This is a genomic window from Pseudomonas sp. PS02288, assembly GCF_029959715.1.
Taxonomy (GTDB): Bacteria; Pseudomonadota; Gammaproteobacteria; order Pseudomonadales; family Pseudomonadaceae; genus Pseudomonas_O; species Pseudomonas_O kuykendallii.
Genome location: NZ_JASCPA010000047.1, coordinates 1 through 14,501, shown reverse-complemented (window position 1 = coordinate 14,501; position 14,501 = coordinate 1). Strand labels below are relative to the sequence as shown.

At 60.4% G+C, this 14,501-nt stretch carries 14 protein-coding genes and 1 pseudogene; 6 read left to right on the top strand and 9 right to left on the bottom strand.

Annotated elements, in window-relative coordinates:
- Positions 1 to 140: 140 nt before the first annotated feature.
- From QMX85_RS17260 to QMX85_RS17245, 4 genes are read left to right on the top strand one after another with little or no spacing between them, the layout of a single operon-like run.
- Entirely contained in the window at positions 141 to 2,270 is a 2,130-nt protein-coding gene (locus tag QMX85_RS17260; RefSeq protein ID WP_282342884.1) for a TonB-dependent siderophore receptor, read from the top strand.
- Positions 2,271 to 2,317: 47 nt separating this feature from the next.
- The gene (locus tag QMX85_RS17255; protein ID WP_282342883.1) at positions 2,318 to 2,785 is read left to right on the top strand and encodes a hypothetical protein; all 468 of its coding nucleotides are present in this window, start codon (positions 2,318 to 2,320) and stop codon (positions 2,783 to 2,785) included.
- The gene (locus tag QMX85_RS17250; protein ID WP_282342882.1) at positions 2,772 to 3,194 is read left to right on the top strand and encodes a hypothetical protein; all 423 of its coding nucleotides are present in this window, start codon (positions 2,772 to 2,774) and stop codon (positions 3,192 to 3,194) included. The genes QMX85_RS17255 and QMX85_RS17250 overlap by 14 nt, the downstream gene beginning before the upstream one ends.
- A gap of 59 nt (positions 3,195 to 3,253) precedes the next feature.
- The gene (locus QMX85_RS17245; protein WP_282342881.1) at positions 3,254 to 3,799 is read left to right on the top strand and encodes a DUF2867 domain-containing protein; all 546 of its coding nucleotides are present in this window, start codon (positions 3,254 to 3,256) and stop codon (positions 3,797 to 3,799) included.
- Positions 3,800 to 3,912: 113 nt separating this feature from the next.
- Here QMX85_RS17245 and QMX85_RS17240 read toward each other — a convergent pair whose 3' ends face one another.
- From QMX85_RS17240 to QMX85_RS17220, 5 genes and pseudogenes are all read right to left on the bottom strand, one after another.
- Positions 3,913 to 4,980 (bottom strand): alkene reductase, encoded by a 1,068-nt coding sequence (locus QMX85_RS17240; protein WP_282342880.1) that lies wholly within the window; start codon positions 4,978 to 4,980, stop codon positions 3,913 to 3,915.
- A gap of 526 nt (positions 4,981 to 5,506) precedes the next feature.
- The gene (locus QMX85_RS17235; RefSeq protein ID WP_282342879.1) at positions 5,507 to 5,917 is read right to left on the bottom strand and encodes a helix-turn-helix domain-containing protein; all 411 of its coding nucleotides are present in this window, start codon (positions 5,915 to 5,917) and stop codon (positions 5,507 to 5,509) included.
- Between the two features lie 116 nt (positions 5,918 to 6,033).
- Positions 6,034 to 6,463 (bottom strand): annotated as a pseudogene (locus QMX85_RS17230) (LysR substrate-binding domain-containing protein); the annotation flags it as partial.
- The gene (locus QMX85_RS17225; RefSeq protein WP_282342877.1) at positions 6,463 to 7,656 is read right to left on the bottom strand and encodes an MFS transporter; all 1,194 of its coding nucleotides are present in this window, start codon (positions 7,654 to 7,656) and stop codon (positions 6,463 to 6,465) included. The gene QMX85_RS17225 and the pseudogene QMX85_RS17230, both read right to left, overlap by 1 nt.
- A 3-nt stretch (positions 7,657 to 7,659) precedes the next feature.
- Positions 7,660 to 8,364: a type 1 glutamine amidotransferase domain-containing protein gene (locus QMX85_RS17220; RefSeq protein ID WP_282342876.1), complete on the bottom strand. Its 705-nt coding sequence runs from the start codon at positions 8,362 to 8,364 to the stop codon at positions 7,660 to 7,662.
- Between the two features lie 154 nt (positions 8,365 to 8,518).
- On the opposite strand from QMX85_RS17220, the gene QMX85_RS17215 reads away from it, so the two are divergent.
- Entirely contained in the window at positions 8,519 to 9,427 is a 909-nt protein-coding gene (locus QMX85_RS17215; RefSeq protein ID WP_282342875.1) for a LysR family transcriptional regulator, read from the top strand.
- A gap of 45 nt (positions 9,428 to 9,472) precedes the next feature.
- On the opposite strand, the gene QMX85_RS17210 is transcribed toward QMX85_RS17215, so the two are convergent.
- The 3 genes from QMX85_RS17210 to QMX85_RS17200 are packed head-to-tail and all read right to left on the bottom strand — an operon-like array spanning position 9,473 to position 11,213.
- Entirely contained in the window at positions 9,473 to 10,312 is an 840-nt protein-coding gene (locus QMX85_RS17210; protein ID WP_282342874.1) for an MBL fold metallo-hydrolase, read from the bottom strand.
- Positions 10,313 to 10,333: 21 nt separating this feature from the next.
- A complete protein-coding gene (locus tag QMX85_RS17205) occupies positions 10,334 to 10,660 on the bottom strand; it encodes a hypothetical protein (protein WP_040107471.1) in 327 nt (108 codons plus the stop codon).
- Positions 10,653 to 11,213: a sugar ABC transporter gene (locus tag QMX85_RS17200; RefSeq protein WP_282342864.1), complete on the bottom strand. Its 561-nt coding sequence runs from the start codon at positions 11,211 to 11,213 to the stop codon at positions 10,653 to 10,655. Before QMX85_RS17200 ends, QMX85_RS17205 begins: the two co-directional genes overlap by 8 nt.
- A gap of 158 nt (positions 11,214 to 11,371) precedes the next feature.
- Here QMX85_RS17200 and QMX85_RS17195 point away from each other — a divergent pair, with 158 nt between their 5' ends.
- Positions 11,372 to 12,274, top strand: coding sequence for a LysR substrate-binding domain-containing protein (locus QMX85_RS17195; RefSeq protein ID WP_282342862.1), 903 nt, complete (start codon positions 11,372 to 11,374; stop codon positions 12,272 to 12,274).
- 23 nt (positions 12,275 to 12,297) lie between these two features.
- Here QMX85_RS17195 and QMX85_RS17190 read toward each other — a convergent pair whose 3' ends face one another.
- Positions 12,298 to 14,301, bottom strand: coding sequence for a relaxase/mobilization nuclease and DUF3363 domain-containing protein (locus tag QMX85_RS17190; protein ID WP_282342861.1), 2,004 nt, complete (start codon positions 14,299 to 14,301; stop codon positions 12,298 to 12,300).
- Between the last annotated feature and the right edge of the window lie 200 nt (positions 14,302 to 14,501).

The following is a 14,501-nucleotide window of genomic DNA, read 5'->3' as shown; positions in this document are numbered from 1 at the left end:
TCTCGATTTATAGGTTTCTTTGCCAACACCAAAGGCTTGCACATCAAGCTGTGCACGCTTCCTCGGCTACGGCGTGTAAAGAAACGTGGAAGAGCGCGCCAAGCTCCCTGCTGAGTTCGGCAGTTGCATTCGCAATCTCCATGAGCGCTCAGGGCGCATTTGCCCAAGGATCAAAAGAGATCCAAGGCCCGAACAGCACAGCAGCCGCTCAAGAGGCAATGACGTTGCCGACCCTCACAGTGACGGGCCGAAGCGATGAATCCACGACTGAAGGCACGAGCTCCTACACCACAGGCCAAACCGCGGCTGCGACCCGCCTGCCTCTGTCGTTGCGTGAAACGCCACAATCGGTGACGGTCATAACCCGCCAGCGGATGGACGACCAGCAACTGAACTCAGTCAAGGACGTGCTGGAAAACAGTACCGGGATCTCCTCAAGCACCAACGACACCGAACGGGTGAGCTTCTATTCACGGGGCTTTCAGATTGACAGCTTCCAGTTCGACGGCATCCCGACATCATATTTTGAGGGAACGAGCTTCCTGGATACCGCGTTCTACGACCGCATCGAGATCGTACGCGGCGCCACCGGCCTGCTGACCGGCGCGGGCAATCCATCTGCGTCGGTGAACCTGGTGCGCAAGCGCCCGACCCGCGAGTTTTCAGCCTCCGCATCAGTCAGCGCCGGCTCCTGGGACAACTACCGCGGCGTCGCCGATATATCCACGCCGCTAACCGAAGACGGCCGTATTCGTGCACGACTGGTGGGCGTCCAGCACGACCGACATTCCTACCTGGATCGCTATCAGCAGAAAAAAAATGCCTTCTACGGCGTCATCGAGGCGGACCTCACGCCGGACACGACCTTCAGCTTGGGCTACGACTACCAGGACATCCGGGCCGATGGCACGACCTGGGGTGGCATGCCGATTTGGTTCAGTGACGGCTACCGAGCCAACTGGTCGCGCTCGAAGTCCTTGGCCGCTGACTGGAGCGGCTGGGACAACTCGTTGAAGACGACCTTTTCCAGTATCCAGCACCATTTCGACAATGACTGGACAGTACGCGCTGTGTTCACGCATCAGGAGACCGACTCAGAGGCGAAGCTGTTCAGCGGCTCCGGCTACCCGGATCGCGTAACCGGTCAGGGCCTGCTTCCGGTGGGGCTGGCGAGCAAGACCGATACACGTCAAAACAGCTTTGATGCAATGGCATCCGGCCCATTCCAGCTTTTCGGTCGCCGACACGAACTGGTGGTGGGTGTCATGGGATCGAAGCGAACATCCAACCAGGACAGCACCGGCTTTGTCTTTGGGCGCACCCCACTGGGCAGCATCTATGACTGGCGTGGTAATTATCCTGAACTGGATTTCGCCGCAGCGGGCTACACGCCAACCAACATCACGACCAAGCAAAGCGGAATCTATACCGCGGCGCGCTTCTCACTGGCCGATCCCTTGAAGCTCATCATCGGCGGACGGTTTAGCAACTACGAGCTTGACCAGGACACCAACGGCGCGCGATTCCACTACAAAAAGACCGGTGAGTTCACGCCCTATGCTGGGCTGATCTACGACATCAACGACACGTACTCGGCCTACGTCAGCTATACGGAGATCTTTAATCCGCAGACCTACCGCGACCGCGATGGCAACGTGCTCAAACCCACGACGGGCAAGAACAAAGAAATTGGCCTGAAGGGCGAATATCTTGACGGGCGCCTGAATGCGTCGGTTTCTTTGTTCGAGGCACGATTGGACAACCTGGGCCAGATCGATGCGGGCCAGATTCTTTCCGATGGCACCCAGGCCTATTACGGCGCTAGCGGGACCAAGTCTCGTGGAATCGATGTGGACCTGCAGGGCGAGTTGATGACGGACTGGAATCTCTACGCCGGAGTGTCTCACTTCACCGGATCCGATTCGTCGGATGCGAGGCTAAGCAGCCAATTGCCACGCACCACAGCGCGGCTGTTCACTACCTACCGGCTCCCGGGGGCATGGAACAAACTGACAGTGGGAGGCGGAGTTTCTTGGCAAAGCCGCTTTTACCAGTCCGCCACCAGCCCCAGCGGCGCGGTCAACGCCGAGCAGAAGCCCTATGCGCTGGCGTCGCTAATGGCGCGCTATGCCGCCACAGACAACATTGAACTGGCCGTTAACGTCAACAACCTGTTCGACAAGAAATACACCGTCATGAACGGCTTCTTCAATCAGATGTTGTATGGAGAGCCTCGCAATATGATGGCAACGGTCAGCGTCAAGTACTAGTCCAGTTACTACTGTCAATTGCCTTCGTGAATGAGCAAGGATCTAACATGTCTTCTCCTCCCCAAAATACGAAAGCCGCCTACCAAGGCGCGATCGTGAGCCACCAGAAGAACAGGCTCGCATTATTCTGGTTGACGACTGCCGTCGGCGCTGTGCTGTTTGTGACGCTCCAGTCCTTTTCCTATGTGAACGACTACGTTAAGGCGAACGGCACGACGCCCGCGATCACCTTCGACGCCGGCGCACTGTGGATGTTTTCCATCTTCTACGGCGCCTGGATCGTCACGGTCTTGCTCGCATTGATCGGAACCGTCCGATCCCAGTGGACTGTATTAATCCTTGGTGGCGTTCTGGTCTTTGTGAACAGTTTTACTGGCGTGTTCGACGGGCTGCGCGATGGTGGGCACATCGCTTTCTCGGCGCTTTTCTTCATCACCCTTCCCGGCCTGTGCGCCATCGTGGCGACTTGGCGCCAACTCAAGCAAAAAAAAGGAACGCATCATGTCGATGAATAGTTCGCAGTTTCCCTTCGTTTGGATGAGTTTTGGGCAAGATCCCGGACAGGATTCGCAAAAGGACTTCGATGAATTCGACGCCAATCTCAAACGTGGGGAACCGTTCGTGCTCCTGAGCGATACTCCACCGACCGAAAGCCATGAGCACGCGCCTGAAGAGAAGAAACGGACAGCACTCTGGATGAAAAAGCACAAGGCCGAACTTCGCAAACTGGTGCTAGCGATGATTATGGTTGAGCCTAGTGCCGCAAAACGCCTGGGTTTCAAGGCGTTCGCTTTAGTGTTCAGCAAATTCTGGGGCTACCCTCTGTTGTTGGCCCCTTCACGCGATGCGGCTATGAACATGGCAAGAGATCTCCTAGCCGGAAAAAGCGCATCTGTGGTCGCGGGTGTAAATATTGATCGTTGAGTAGGGCTGCTGCACATCTTTTACCTTCCAGGCCCTGCGGTCAAAATGGCTAACACACAATGTCGACCGAATGCCTTCGCGTAACGCTTGTATCGATCCCTTCAGATTCGAGAATTGCAAAAGCCTATTCATCGCCGAATCTCGCTGATGCTTACTCGATCGAGCTCCCATCCGGAGCGTCATCCAATCCTGAACTTTTGGCGAGGTTCATCCCCTCCCGCCGAGCGCCCTGGATCAGCGGCCTTATAGCGATCCGAGACGCGACGGTTGGCAGGTTCGGCCTCAAAACTGCCAAGCAACTCAGTTCACTTGCAGCGGAGAGCAAGAGAGGCCATATCGGCATCTTCAAGATCTACGGCGCCAGTCCGACCGAAATTGTCCTTGGTGGAGAAGACAAGCACTTGGACTTCAGGCTCTCTGTTTTCTGCTCCAACCAGCTGTCGCCAAGCGGCAAACGTCAACTGACTTTCTCAACCGCTGTCAATTGCCACAATCGCTTTGGTCGCCTTTATATTTTTGTCATCGCCCCGTTCCACCGCTTGGTGGTTCGATCCAGTCTTCGTAGCGCCGCACAACTCGGATGGCCTTTGATCACGAAGGCGTGAGCCATGAAATTAACTAAATAAAAACGCCGTGCCCAGAAGGCACGGCGAGTGAAGGAGCGGACCGGCTCAGGCCAAAACCTGGACTTCAGCCAGTGCGCTTCGATTGGGATTAATCACGCCATCAGCGGATAGTCTGTATAGCCTTCTTCTGCACCGCTGTAGAACTTGGAAGCATCCGGTGTTGCCAGTGGAGCACCTTGGCGGAAGCGTTCAGGCAGATCAGGATTACTGATAAACAGCGTGCCGAATGTGACTGCATCAGCCAAGCCACTTTCCAGCACCTGTTCCGCAGACTCCCGGTCGTAACCAACATTCAACACGAAAATCCCTGAGAATCGCTTGCGAGCGCCTGGTGCCAGAGGTTTAGCACCTTCCGGCAGAGTTGCAGACTCCATGAAATGCAGAATGCCAACGTTTTTCTTTTCCAGCGCATCTACCGCATACATGTAGGTCTGTTCGAGATTGGAGTCGCCCATGTCGTTGTACGGAATGCGTGGTGACAACCTGACCGACACTCGGGCCGGCCCGAAGACCTTTATTGCAGCATCGGTAGCCTCGAGCAGGAACCGAGCCCGCTTTTCTACGGTGCCACCATACTCGTCGGTTCGCTTGTTTGAACCGTCTTCCAGAAACTGCGCAGGCAGGTAACCATTGGCGCCGTGAACCTCAACGCCATCAAAGCCCGCATCCTTTGCAGCCTGCGCAGCTTTTTCATAGTCCGCGATGGTGGCCTTGATTTCATCAAGGGTCATTTCGCGTGGGGTCACAGAAGGCTTGACGCCTTCTGGCGTGAATGCTTGGCTATTGAAGGGGACGGCCGATGGCGCCACCGGCAGTTCTCCACCATGAAAGTCCGGGTGAGATGCTCTCCCGGTATGCCAGAGTTGGGCAAAGATCAGACCGCCCGCTTCATGAACTGCCTGGGTTACTTTCTTCCACCCCGCAATTTGCTCGGGAGTATAGATTCCTGGGGTATTCGTCCAGCCGACCGCCTGGGCGCTGATCTGGGTGCCTTCCGTGAAAATGAGTCCTGCTGATGCGCGCTGCGCGTAATACGTTGCAGTCAATTCGTTGGCGACCTGATCCTTGGATCGACCTCTGGTCATCGGCGCCATAAATACCCGATTCTTGAAGGTGAGCTCTTTATTGCTCAAGGGGGTCAAAAGCTTCAGCTTATCCATGTTTTCTCCATCTACCGTTTTTGATGTCCCGCCCACACCCGATGTTTAGTCAGGCGCGGCTTCACCGAAGAGGTGCTTCCTGTGTATGAGCAATTAGCGAATAGCAGCTTGCCCACAGGAGCAACGAACGAAGGTGACGGCTCGGACCGCTTGCCTCGAAAGTGAGGGCTATCAGAATGGTATACGCAATAAACCTAGTGTCTATTAGGCACTTTGCGTCGCCCTAGTAGGTTTGAGGAAACCTACTGCCTGAGAACATTCGTTGGCGCTTGTTGGTTGAAGCATCGATAGATGGCCCCGCGCATATGACTAGCGGCGGCACCGTCTGTCCTCTCGATCGATAACGCCAGCAGTAGATATGGTCGAAGTTCGCTAAGTTTGGCTATATCGAGCTCGAAGTGCAGACCCCGCACGAGACTCGCCAGCGGCGCATCGGTCTGGGTAGCAGGTCAAGCCGTTTCATAAACATGTGCTGAATTGACCTTCGGACATGGATCGGCCGATCCACGATCAGTGGACGGCGCGCTCATGACATTAAATGAAGCAGCCTTCCGTCCGGACTGCTCGCGCCGCTGGCGGCGGCGTCGAACGTTCGCCGGGCCGCATCGACCTCCGGCAGCTTCGCGAGAGTCCACTCGTGCAGCGCCCGAAAAGGCTGTTGCAGCGTGCGGCCCAACGGCGTGATCTGATATTGCACCGCGACTGGCGAGAGCGAAATTACCTCTCGCGATACCAAGCCGTTGCGTTCCAGCTTGCGCAGGCATTGGGTAAGCGCTTTTTGGGTCACACCTTGCAACCGGCGACGGATGGCGTTGAAGCGTTGCGGGCCGTCATCAAGCACCGTCAGCACCATCATCGACCACTTGTCAGCGATCTGGTCGAACAAGGCCCGGCTGGGGCAGTCGGACGAAAAGCAGAGTGGTTCTATCTCAAGCATGACGAATTCCTGTTGCGTGCTTAGGCGATTCAAGGCGCTAATCAATACTAGGTTTACAAATTATACCAAGGATGTCTAGCGAGCTAGCCCCCCGGCGTTAAATGGGATCGTCTTATTCATCGTTCGGGGTCCTCCAGGGAGGGAGGATAGTCGTCCGGTGTTGGCCGTGCGTCTTCCGGTGACTCGATGGCCTGTACGCGCTCAATGAAGCGGTCCAGTGTTTCCGAGGGTTCGCCGTCCAGGCGTCGTAGATAGGTCACGAGCATCGGCGAGCGTCCGGCCAGTGCCCGTTCGATGATGCCCTGCTCTCCGCTGGCCGCAATGTGCGCACGCCCGGGGCGAGGCCGGCAGATACCAGCGCCATCATCAGGTCGCACGACGCGACCCGTTCCGCCGCCACCTGCCGCGCGCGGCCCTCGCACGCCTGCTGATCGCAAAGCACCAGCGGAAACGTAGCAGTGCTTCGAGCGGGATGCGCTTGTGGGCCAGCAGGGGTTGCCGTGCCGGCACGGCCACCATCAGCGGATCACTCCATACCGGCTCGGCTATCCATGAAGTCTTGAGCCCAGGAACGCGGAACGTCGCATCTGCCAGAGCATCCAGGCAATTCCCAGCCCCACGGCCACCGCACCGACCCAGGCGGTACTGGTCAGGCCCATCATCTCCAGACTGCCCCCCCCCAGCAGCGAACCCAGCGCGATACCACCATTGAAGCCGGCGATGTTCAGACCTGCGGCCACTGCTGGCGCTTGCGGCGCGTGGATATGCGACAGTCCGATCACCCGTGCTTGCAAGGCTGGCACCGCCGCATAGGTCAACGCACCCAGCAGGCCCGTCAGCAGTACCATCAACGGCAACGACGGCGCCGATACCCAAATCGCCAGCAGCACCACGGCCAGGCCGACCAGTACGATCATCACGGCGAAGTCCGCACCCTTGCGGTCGGTCAGGCGTCCGCCCCAGATGTTGCCAATGGCGGCCATCACGCCGTAGCCCAACATCAACAGGCTGGCCGTGCTTTCGCTGACGTTCGTCACTTGCAGCAGGATCGGCGAAATGTAGGTGTAGAGCGCGAACGACCCGGCATACGCCAGCACGGTGATGCCGGCTCCAGCCAGCAGGCGCGGATTGAACATCGCTTTCAGGCCATCCATCGCGTTGGCCTGCACTGAGGCGTCGTCCCGATCCGTCGGCATCAAGGCCAGTAAGCCGAGGAAGCCAATCGCGCCGCTCGCGGCTACCGCCATGAAGATGACCTGCCAGCTCAACACGCTGCCCAGGTAGGTGCCGAGCGGAACGCCCAGCGCCAGGGCCAGAGTCAAGCCGCCAAATACCACGGCCACCGCCGCACCGGCCCGATGCCGGCCCGCCAGTTGGGTTGCCCCGCTGGAGGCCACGGCAAGAAATACCCCATGTCCCAGGCCCGACGCGAAACGGGCCACCAACATGGGCGTCAGTGCATCGGACAGGCTGACCACCGCATTGCCCAGCGTGAACAGCCCCATCGCCACCAGCAGCAGCCGCTTGCGCGGCCAGCGCGTGGCAAGCGCCGTCAGGCCCGGCGCACCGATCACAGCGCCCAGCGCATAGGCTGTGACCGCCGTGCCGACCTGCGCGACGCTGGCATGCAGGTGAGCGGAAATGGTGGACACCAGCCCGATGGTGACGAACTCGGTAAAGCCCAGGGCAAACGCGCAAAGCGCGAAGACGTAGATGACGAAAGGCATGCGCTCGTTCATGGCTCAGGCCCGATCCACGGACGCCGCCGCCAGCAGCGGCAGCATCGCTTCGGCCACACCCTTGGCCGAAGCGGGGTTCTGGCCAGTCACCAGCCGCTCGCTCACCACCACCTGCGCCTGGAAGTTGGGCGCGGGCAGATGCCGGGCACCGCGTTCCCGCAGGGCATCGGCCAGCAGGAACGGCACCGTGTCGTACAGGCCGACCGCGCGTTCCTCGTCGTTGGTGAAGGCCGACACGTCGTGGCCCGCGACCAGATGGATGCCATCGGAGAGCGTGAGGTTCACCAGCCCGGCCGGTCCGTGGCAGACCGCCGCGACCACGCCGCCACGCTCGTAGATGCGCGCAGCGATGGTCGCCAGTTCGGCGTTGTCTGGGAAATCCCACATCGTCGCGTGGCCGCCGGCGTAGAAGATCGCGGCGTAGGCATCGGGATCGACCTGCGCGGGTGCCAAGGTGTTCTCGGTGTCACCGCGCAGCGCCGCATCGTTCCAGAACGCGGCATTGATCGGGTCGTCCAGGTCGAGTCCATCGACGTGCGTCTTGCCGCCCTTGGGACTGACGAAGTCGACGGCATAGCCGGCATCGGCCAGCACCCGATGCGGATGCGTGACCTCGGACAGATAGAAACCGCTGGGCACGGCGTCGGCGGCGCCGGCCGGTCCCTTGCGGTCGTGGCTGGTCAAGACGAAAAGAATGCGTTGGGTCATCGGAGGCTCCTGCAAGCGAGTCGAGCACACCGCCGAGCGCCTCCGGCGGAGGCGTGCGCGTTGCGGCATGCGAAGTAAGGAACCTCATTCTGGTGAATTCGGTATATCCTTTAAATGACCAAAATAGACAAACACTTTCCCCGGAATGACCCAAATGGCCCTGCGCAACCTCGATGACCTGGCGGTGTTCGTGCATGTGGTGGAGCGCCAAAGCTTTTCCGCCGCCGCACGCGACCTGCACCTCGCGCCCAAGACGGTCAGCAAGCAGATCGCCCGGCTGGAACAGGCGCTGGGCACCACGCTGTTCGAGCGCAACACCCGCAACCTGCGCATCACCGGCGAAGGCCGCGCCATCGCCGAACGGGCGCGGGTCGCCCTGGCGGTGCTGGAAGAAGTGCAGGAACTGGCGACCGGCGGCAGCCAGGAACTGAGCGGCACCATCCGCCTGACCGCGCCCACGCCGTTCGGGCGCAAGTTCGTGGCCCCGGCTATCCACGATTTCTGCCGCCTGCATCCAAGGGTCGGTTTCGACCTGCGCCTGTCTGATCAGGTGCAGGATCTGTATAGCGGCGACCTCGACCTGGCGATCCGCATGGGCGAGTTGGCCGATTCGCGTTTGGTGGCGCGTCGCGTGGCCGACAACCGGCGCATCCTGGCGGCGTCTCCCGTCTACCTGAAAGCGCATGGCAGTCCCGCGCAGCCGGAAGAGCTGGAACGGCACAACTGCCTGGTGTTCGCCTATCCAGGCCTGCTGCAAAGCATCTGGCCGCTACGCAAGGGCCGCCGGGAGAAGCCTGTCGCGGTCAGCGGCACGCTGTGCAGCGACAGCGGCGACGTGCTGCATGCCTGGTGTCTGGCCGGGCTGGGTATCTCGCTGCGCGAAACCTGGGACATTCACGAGGAACTGCGCGACGGGCAGCTGGTGCGCGTGTTGCCGGACTGGGAAGCCACGCCCTCGAAGATCAGCATCGTGCGGGCAAGGCGAGAGCCGGTGCCGCGCCGACTGACGGCATTCAGCGACTTTTTGCTTGATCGCTGGCAGCAGGCCCCCTGGGACCAGTGATCTCATTCCCCGCTGCCGGCTAAACCCAGACATGTCTACCGGCCGCTAAGCTTCATAGGAAATCTCGTAGTGCGTACCTTTGCGCTTGATATGTGCGAACCCGAGTTCGCCCAGGTGCATCCCAGCGATCAGAAGTTTGTCCGAGCTGACAACATCCAATAGTTTTGATCGTGTTTCGGCGGAGAGAATCGGATCCTGGTCGAATGCAATGGATACGTCGGGACGAGCAATTTGGATCTGCGGGAAATGAACGATATCCCCCCAAACCAGCAGACTACGATCATCGGATTCGATGCGATAACCGGAATGCCCTGCGGTATGTCCTAGAAGGGACATGGCACTAATGCCAGGGAGAACTTCGCTATCAGTAAACGTGCGCATCTTCTCCCGATACTGATCGAACACCTTCCGAGCCAACATAAAGTTGCCACGAGCCCGCTCACTCGCTCGGCTGAGGTTGCCATCATCCTTCCAAAAAGAAACCTCACGCTGGTGGACGACTAACTCTGCATCGGGAAAGGCAGCTTCCCCTGACGAGTCAAGCAGCCCCCCAACATGGTCGGGATGTGCATGGGTCAGAAGAATGGTGTCAATGTCAGAGGGCTGCACACCAGCAAGTGCGAGATTCGCTATCAACTTTCCACCCCATTGCTTGAACCCACCAGCTCCCGCGTCGATGAGGATCGTGCGACCCCTTCCACGCACCAGGTAACAGTTGATGTGGATCGAGGATGGGTCGCTCACGCCTGCGTCCTGCTGCAACTTGGACGCCTCCATAGGATCGATATTGGAGAGAAGATCTAGACTTGCGGAAAGGTATCCGTCACTGATGGCCGTGATCGAAAACTCGCCGATCTGCTGGCCTGGAAATTTCATTTTGTTCATTGCGGCGCTCCTTGCGCGTAATCAGTTCCGCGCATAGATGGCGGGGGCCGGATAGCCGAAGCAACGGATGCGCGCCGTTAGCCCCGTATGGCGCTTTATGGCCTCATCTAGTCGCGCCATGAAGGCGTCCATGACCGATGGCGTTCTGAGCGGTTCGAGGCGGTACTTGATTTCCGCGTAAGCAGGATGCCCGCGTCCCTGGCGAGCAGCGACATAGATGACATGCACGTTGTCCAGCGCAGCCTGGAGGACGTCCGTGCAAAGCCGAGTGCATCGTTCGGTGAGTTCCGCCAGATTCGCTTCGGGCGGCATCTTTTCCGCCTGGATGAAGATCGTCAGGTTAGGCATGTCGGTTCTGTCCCTCCGTCTGGGGCACTGCGTCATTGCCACTCGTCAATTGCGCGGTCATCGGGGCATAGAGGTGCACGTCCTTCGGAAGGGTTTCCACACTGAGACTGATGGAGCTATCCAGCTTCGCCAGCCACCTGTTTTCAGGAAATTTCTCCAATGCGACGGCCCGCATCAGATCAGGCTTGAGCCCCATCTCGATGAGCGGCTCGGAACCGACTGCGCTCACGATCAGATGGTCTCCTTCACCGATGGCAGGCGCGCGTTCAAGGCCGCCATAAAGATTGCGGTGCCAATCGGTGATGTGCTGCTGCCAACGAGCGAAATTGCCGCCACCCTTCTGGCGGTAATCATCGCCCTCAAGCACGGCCAGACCGTCGATCGAGTGCATGGCCAGATAGACGGGGCAGCCAGGGCTCAACGCCTTGAAGCGTTGCGAAGTATGGAATCCGCTCACTGAAATGAGAGCGGGCAGCTTTTCCAGGCTGTAGAAATCATTCCACTCCGCTTCGCTGGATGGGTTGGAAAAGCTGCATTCGACGGTATAGATCATGGATCACTCGCTACCGGACTTCTTGTGCATCCGGCCCTCTTTGTTGATGTTCCATCATGGTATGTCCCGGATATCGACGCATAAAACGATCTTTCGGTATGCTTCAGTGATAAAAAATCAAGCTATACCGATCACTAGCTCCAGTACCAGGAACGCTCATGCGAAGGAAGATTCCCAGCAGCACGGCACTGACAGCATTTGAGGCGGCTGCGCGCCACGGCAGCTTCGCGCGCGCGGCAGAGGAACTGTCTCTGACTGAAGGAGCCATCAGTCGCCAGATTGGCAGGCTGGAAGCCTTCCTCGGGGTCACGCTGTTCGAGCGGGTCGGCAATCGTGTGCGCCTCCTGCCCAACGGAGAGCGTTACGCGGCCCAAGTCCGCGAATCGCTTGACCGCCTGGATCGGGACAGCCAGTACTTGATGGGGCAGCCGAGCGATGGCGCGAGCCTGGACATTGCCACCATCCCGACGTTCGCGATGCGATGGCTCATCCCTCGCTTGTCAAGATTCCAGCAGAAGCATCCGAACATCACTGTGCATCTGGCCGAGCGCATGGACCCCTTCGTGCTCGCCGGAAGCGGTTTCGATGGCGCCATCCATTTCGAGCATCCAGCGTGGACGGGAATGCGGACTCACCAGCTTTTGCACGAAGTGCTGGTTCCGGTTTGCCATCCTGAACTTCTGACAGGACGCAAACGAAAAACCGCACTGGACGAATTACCGCGCTTGCACCGACGACAGAACCCGGAAGCTTGGCTTCAGTACTCCCAGGAGACGGGAACCCCGCTGACCAATCCTGCAACTGGTGCACGCTATGATCTCCATGGAATGTTGATAGAAGCCGCATTGGCCGGCCTCGGTGTTGCGCTAGTACCGCGCCTCTACGTTGAAACCGAACTTGCGCTAGGAAGTCTGGTGGCCCCGTGGCCAGAGGGGAAAACCATTTCCAAAACCTTCTGCCTCATCCTCCCCGAGCCCATCGGATTGAGCAGAGAGCCAATACAAGCGTTTGCTCAATGGCTGCTCGACGAAGCGAAAAAGGGAACAACGGTTGACTCGTAGGAAATATCTTTCCTCCATTGTTATCAGATAGACGGGCCACGTTGCCGCCCAATCTCCCAAGACACACCGCCGCCGCGCACCGTGGCGGCAAGCTGCTGCCCCAGCCGCTGCTCGATCACCGGGTGCCACGGCACCAGGCTGAATCCCATGCCGTCATCAAGCATCGCGTAGCGCCCGCTCGCCAGCATGACGGAGCGCCGGTAGATGCCGGCCACGCGTTGCCCGTCCGTGACAGGCCGATGCTCCAGGCCGGTTTCGGCGGCAATGTCCTGTGCGGCCTTCGCCAGATCGCGCCCGCGCAGCGTCGCCAGCAGGTTGCGGGCGAGGATCACGCGCTGCCCGCGTCGCTCGGCTAACCCCTGTTCGGCCAAGAAGTCGGCGCGCTGCAGCAAAGCGTCCTTGGCCTCCCCGCCAAAGCCCAGGTCGCCCAGTCCCTTGCCGCCGCTGATTAACTGCTGATCCAGCCAGGTCGCGCCGATCACCCGCGCCTGCCGCTCGATCGGCAGGGGCGATTTCAGCTCCACGGCGACACCACCCAGTCGTTGCGCGTCGTACTGGCGGCCACGCTCGGGCAGGTCGTCCGGCACCTTCCATAGCCCTTCGGCCACGCGCTCGATGATGCCAGCCCGCCGCAGGGCTTCCAGCCGACGAACATGGGCGGCGACCACTTCCTGCGGGTCACGTCCGGGCCTTGCTCGGCCTTGCTCGATCGCCAGGTGATGATCGGTGCGGTACAGGCCATCGCTGGCCAGCGCGGCGATGTTCTTGTCGGCCGCCCGCACCTCGGCGGAGCCGCGTACCTCCACCACGGCTCCGGTGGGATAGTTCGCCAACTCGTCGCGGGCGTTGAGCGCAACGTAGTGGGCCTTGCCGTCCACGCCGTCGATGACCAGATAACCTCGGTCGTGCAGCTCGTCGGCCAGCCCCTTGGCAGCCACGCGACCGACGATGCTGCGGCCGCTTCCATCTGCATCTTGGCCCGGTTCGAACACCGCCAGCTCACGCGGCCGGCCGCTCATGGCCCGCTGCATGGTGCGGATGATGTCGCCACGCTCGCCCAGGGCGCGCAAGGTCTTCTCCGCGTCCGCATGGACGGCCCAGGTGCCGGGCTGCGTCTCGTCGGCCAAACCCAGGCGCTGCAAGCGTTGCAGGCGGCCAATCAACAGCAGGCGCTGGCGTTGCAGCGTTGGCTCGTTGAAGCGTTCGATCTGCACCCGGCCATCGTCGCCGGCCTCGTGTTGCAGCATGCGATCCAGGCTTGTCCACCGCTCCTGCTCCACCTCGCGCTGCATGGTCTGCTGGATCTCCAGTTCGGTGCGCGGCCCCAGCCATTCCGTCGCCAGTTCGGCAGCCCGATGGCGGAAGCCGTGGGCGATGTAGTCGCCCGCGATGATGAGGTCTTTGCCCGTGTCGTCACGCCCGCGCACGATCAAATGCGTGTGCGGGTTGTCGGTGTTCCAGTGATCGACTGCCACCCAATCCAGCCGTGTCCCCAAGTCGGCCTCCATGCGGTTCACCAGATGCCGGGTATAGGTGCGCAGGTCATCCAGCTCGGCACCGTCTTCCGGGGACACGATGAAGCGGAAATGGTGCCGGTCTTCGGCGGCCCGCTCCTTGAAGGCATCGAGGTCGGCATCGCCAGTCTGCGGCCCGTAGGCCCGGCCCGGTTCGCCATCGCGGCCGGAGCCGTCGCGCTCGATGTAGCGCAGATGTTTCGCCAGCGATTGCGGGCTGGCATTGCGTTGATTGACCAGCAGCGTCTTGATCGTCACGCGCCGCGACATGGATGTCAGCTTCGCCCCGGCGAAGCGCGCCGCCGTGTGGCCGCGCCCAAGCCGTGAACCGGGGCGCTGGCCGGCGCGTGCACCGCTGCCGCCGGCTGCGGAATGGCGCATTGAGGACTTACCGCCACTGGCCTTGCCGGTCTGCTTGAGCACCTTAGAAATGAAGCTCTGACCTTGCGCCTTGCCCGGGTTCTTCGGGGCGTTGGGGCGCACGCGGAAATCGTCATCGCGCCGGTCGGTCATGGCTGCGCTCCCGCAAGCTCCGGCGTGTCCGGTCGTGCGAAGCACGCGGACATGCCTGCATTGGCGCCGGCTTCGCTTCCTGCGCGGCACGGCGGCGAAGCCACTCCGTGCCGCGCCACCCCCATGTGCAGACAGGCTTTCGACGCGGCCCCGTGCCGCGTCCGTTTGTCTTTGCTTACGCCTTTGCCCACCGGCGTCGG